Annotated in this window: 4 protein-coding genes and 1 pseudogene; 1 reads left to right on the top strand and 4 read right to left on the bottom strand. The window is 65.2% G+C overall.

Translation table 11 applies throughout. The annotated features are described in order from the left end of the window. The 3 genes and pseudogenes from EN893_RS39420 to EN893_RS23105 form a co-directional block, all read right to left on the bottom strand. Positions 1 to 152, bottom strand: a pseudogene (locus EN893_RS39420) (PLP-dependent aminotransferase family protein); the annotation flags it as partial. Between the two features lie 176 nt (positions 153 to 328). Next, on the bottom strand, positions 329 to 781 hold the full coding sequence (locus EN893_RS23115) for a GNAT family N-acetyltransferase (protein ID WP_127272036.1): 453 nt from the start codon (positions 779 to 781) through the stop codon (positions 329 to 331). A 258-nt stretch (positions 782 to 1039) separates the two neighbouring features. Continuing rightward, complete coding sequence (locus tag EN893_RS23105) at positions 1040 to 1792, bottom strand: pyridoxamine 5'-phosphate oxidase family protein (RefSeq protein ID WP_164748791.1); 753 nt, start codon at positions 1790 to 1792, stop codon at positions 1040 to 1042. 35 nt (positions 1793 to 1827) lie between these two features. On the opposite strand from EN893_RS23105, the gene EN893_RS23100 reads away from it, so the two are divergent. Beyond that, entirely contained in the window at positions 1828 to 3252 is a 1425-nt protein-coding gene (locus EN893_RS23100) for a PLP-dependent aminotransferase family protein (protein WP_127272052.1), read from the top strand. Positions 3253 to 3303: 51 nt separating this feature from the next. Here EN893_RS23100 and EN893_RS23095 read toward each other — a convergent pair whose 3' ends face one another. Further along, a complete protein-coding gene (locus EN893_RS23095) occupies positions 3304 to 3798 on the bottom strand; it encodes a hypothetical protein (protein WP_236382752.1) in 495 nt (164 codons plus the stop codon). Positions 3799 to 3842: the final 44 nt, after the last annotated feature.

Genomic DNA, 3842 nt, shown 5'->3' with positions numbered 1-3842 from the left:
GCATAGGCGTCACGGATCGCCTCGGCCGGGAACAACGCCGGATCGGGAATACCGCCGGCGAACGAGATGATGTCCGGCTGGTCGAGCAGCTTCAGGAGCTCGCGGATTTCGGACGCTTTCATGCGCGACGAGCGCGAAGCCAACAGATTCATAAGGGTCACGACACGCCTCCCCAAACGCTGCAATATAGGTCAACTTGGCTGACCTATATCCCCTCTTGGCCGCGAATTGAAGTGTGCCTGAACGATTTCCCGAATGCGCCAGCGCGGGCGCACTGCTCGAACGCCGCGAGCAGTTCCACAAAAAATGTGCAGCGGTTTCCGTCCGCCTAAAGGCTCTTCTTGTAGCCGAGATGGCTGCCGGTGAAGCCGAGGCTTTCGTAGAAACGGTGCGCGTCCGCCCGCCCCTTGTCGGTGGTCAGTTGGACGAGGCTGCAGCCCCGCGCCCGGCACGCGTCGATCGCCCATACGATCATCTGCCTGCCGATGCCGTCCGAGCGCCTGTGGCCGGCAACCCGAACCGCCTCGATCTGGCCGCGCCAGGCGCCTTTGCGCGAGAGCCCGGCAAGGAAAGAAATCTGCAAGGTACCGATCACTTCGGCCCCGTCGACAGTCACCGCCAGCAGCTGATTGGGATCGGCGTCGATGGCGTTGAAAGCATCGACATAGCCTTGGGCCAGCGGCATGGAAGCGTCCTCGCGGCCGGCGCCAAGCGGATCGTCGGCCAGCATGGCGATGATGTCAGGCAGGTCGGAGGCCTGCGCACGGCGGAAGGTGATCATGGTGTCGAGATATCGCGAGGCACTGGTGGCCGCAAGATTTGAATATGCTCTCCACCGGGCGCTGGTGCCGCCCCTCATCTGCCTGCCGGCATCTTCTCCCCGTATAGTGACGGGGAGAAGGACGCTGTGTCAGATGATTTCGCCAAATCGCCAGCGTCGCAGAAAAAGCGCCAACGTGGCGGCCGGCCCCTTTCTCCCCGTCACTATACGGGGAGAAATGTCCGGCAGGACAATGAGGGGCAGCGCTAACTTTGCTGGCTACAGCTCGCCCTCATACGTCAGTTGCGCCTGCGTCAGCGCCCGATCCAGCCTTTCGCCCTCGGCATATCCAGCCAGATTCTGCGGCCGCTCCATGTCAGGCAGCAGCCTCGGACACGGCTCGGCGGCGCCGACCACCATCCGCACCGGGATGACGCCGGCCCACACCGGATGCCCGTAATCCTCCTCGTCGTCGCCGACGCCCTTGGCGCGCACTTTGGCCGATGCCTCCTCGATGCGCATGCCGATCACCGTCGTCGCCTTGGCCTCCTGCACCGAGATCGGCCGCAAGGTCTCGCTCCGGCCGGGATAGAAGCGGTCGACGACTCCGGCCAGCGCCTTCAGTTTCTCATCAGGTTCGTCGATGATCCGCGCTGTACCGAAACACATTGCCGAGCGGTAATTGGCGGAATGGTTGAAGCCCGAGCGCGCCAGCACCAGCCCGTCGAGATGCGACACCGTCAGACACGCCGGCGTGCCGCCGCGCAGATTGCGCAGCATGCGGCTGGCCGACGAGCCGTGCCAGTAGAGCATGTCGTCCTCGCGCCAGTGGATGGTCGGCGTGCAATAGGGCTGGCCGTCGAACGTATAGGCGACATGGCACAGCAGCCCGGCATCCAGCACCGCGAAGACTGCCGCATGGTCGTAGCTGCCGCGCTCGTGCAGGCGCTTGACGCGGTTGCGGCTGGTGGTCGGAAAGCTGGCTGGCGTGTCGTTCACGGCTTGCATCCTTGGTTGTTGTCTGCCAACCATGCGCCATGACATTGGTTGATAAAAGAACCAATCCGATGAAGAAAAAACAGACCAATTTGCCGGATTGGTCGGCGCTGATCCCGGTCCTCCCGGGCGACGGCCCGCGCAGCCGCGAGCTTTATGCGGCGCTCAGGCGGCTGATCGAGACCGGCGCGCTGGCCGCCGGGGCCAAATTGCCGACCACCCGGGATCTCGCACAGCGCTTCGGCCTATCGCGTTCGGCGGCGGTTGCCTGTTTTGAAATGCTGGTCTCGGAAGGCTTCGCCGTCGCCAGGATCGGTGCCGGAACCTTCGTCGCGCCTGACGTGCCGCATCTGCCGACAACACTGGTCAAGCCACGGCCACCCGAGATCGATGCCGCCACCTCGCTGCCTTGCGGCCTTGGCGTGGCGGTGTCCGATCCGCGCACGCTTAATTTGTTTCGCATCCTTCTGTCGCGCCACCTCGCTCGCCCCGGGCCGGAGCATTTCCGCTATGGCGATCCGCGCGGCGGCCTGCCGCTGCGCACGGCAATTGCCACCTATCTCAGGACCGCACGCGGCGTGCGCTGCGATGCCGGCCAGATCGTGCTGACTTCGGGCACGCAGCAGGGGCTGGATCTTCTGGTGCGCGCCGCGCTCAGCCCCGGCGATGCCGTCTGGATCGAAAACCCCTGCTATCCCATGGCGCAGGCCGTGCTGGCCGGCAGCGGCGCCAGGGTTTTTGGGGTACCGGTCGACGCGGAAGGGCTCGATCCCGAGATCGGCGAAAGCCTGTGCTCCAAGGCGCGCGCGGCCTATGTCACGCCCTCGCATCAATATCCGCTCGGCGTGACGATGACGATGCGCCGCCGTCTCGCTTTGCTCGACTGGGCTCGGCGCAACGATGCCTGGATCATCGAGGACGACTACGACAGCGAGTTCCGCTATGCCGGCCCGCCGCTGACCTCGCTGCAGGGCATGGACGGTTCAGACCGTGTCGCCTATCTCGGCACCTTCTCGAAAATCCTCTTCCCCGGCCTGCGCATCGGCTATGTCGTGGTGCCCGAAGCGCTGCTCGATGCCGTGATGGCGGTCAGGGCGCGCTCCGACCGCTTCCCCTCGACGCTGGCCGAAGGCGCGCTGACCGACCTGTTGAACGAAGGCCATTTCGCCGCGCATCTCCGGCGCGTGCGCCGCCGCGTCCAGGCCGCGCGCGACGTCCTGGTCGCCGGCCTCGAGGCGCATTGCGGCGATGCCCTCGAAGTAACCGTGCCCGAACAGGGGTTGCATTTGATGGCGACGCTGAAGGACGCCGGGCCGGACACCGCGATCGTCGAGGCGGCGAAGGCGGCGGGTGTCGGCGCCAGGGCCTTGTCCTCAATGTTCATCGGCGGGGCGCCCCGGCAAGGTCTGGTGCTGGGTTTTTCGGGGTTTTCGGACGAGGAGTTGATGGCCGCGACGGTGCGACTGGGTGGGGTGGTTCGGCAGCAAGCCCGGTGAGCCAACGAGAACCGCCTCATTGGTGCGCCGGCATCGAACTGTAGAGCCCCGTCAATTCCCATTCGCTGGCCCGGCCTTGCCGCACTGCGCCAGCACCTTGCCGATGGCCGCGCTGGAGCCCTTCAGCGGAAAGCTGATCTCGCCATATTTGGCTGAACTGACCGACACATCGCCCTTCCCGCGCAGCAGGTCGAACAGCGGATCGGCTTTCGCCAGATTGACCACGAAGTAGTTGTACATGGCCTCCAGCTGCAGTGTCTTCGTTACCGTCTTGCCGTCGGCCTTGAACGCGAACGAACCGCTGATGCCAGGTTCCAGCAGCTGGCCGGCGGCACCGAGATCGTAGCTCAGCACCGGCGTGTCGAAACAGGTGAGCATCATATGCGCATCGCCTTTCGGCCCGCCGCAGACCGAAGCCGTCAGCACGCTGCCGCCCTCGTCTTCCTCCATCTTGGCGCTCCAGCCACCGCACGACGCGGCAAACGCCGGCTGCGCGGCCTGCACGACGGCCAAGGCACCAGCGACGATGAGATGTGCAACTCTCATGACTCCCCCAATTGACTGCCTCCAGGGCATTTGCAGCGCCCGTC

It is taken from the genome of Mesorhizobium sp. M7A.F.Ca.CA.004.04.2.1 (assembly GCF_004022825.1).
Classification (GTDB): domain Bacteria; phylum Pseudomonadota; class Alphaproteobacteria; order Rhizobiales; family Rhizobiaceae; genus Mesorhizobium.
This window is presented reverse-complemented; position numbering and strand designations above follow the sequence as displayed.

Coding starts and splice junctions, on each gene's coding strand:
- EN893_RS23115 (WP_127272036.1), bottom strand. CDS start 781: ATGATCACCTTCCGCCGTGCGCAGGCCTCCGACCTGCCTGACATCATC.
- EN893_RS23105 (WP_164748791.1), bottom strand. CDS start 1,792: ATGGTTGGCAGACAACAACCAAGGATGCAAGCCGTGAACGACACGCCA.
- EN893_RS23100 (WP_127272052.1), top strand. CDS start 1,828: ATGAAGAAAAAACAGACCAATTTGCCGGATTGGTCGGCGCTGATCCCG.
- EN893_RS23095 (WP_236382752.1), bottom strand. CDS start 3,798: ATGAGAGTTGCACATCTCATCGTCGCTGGTGCCTTGGCCGTCGTGCAG.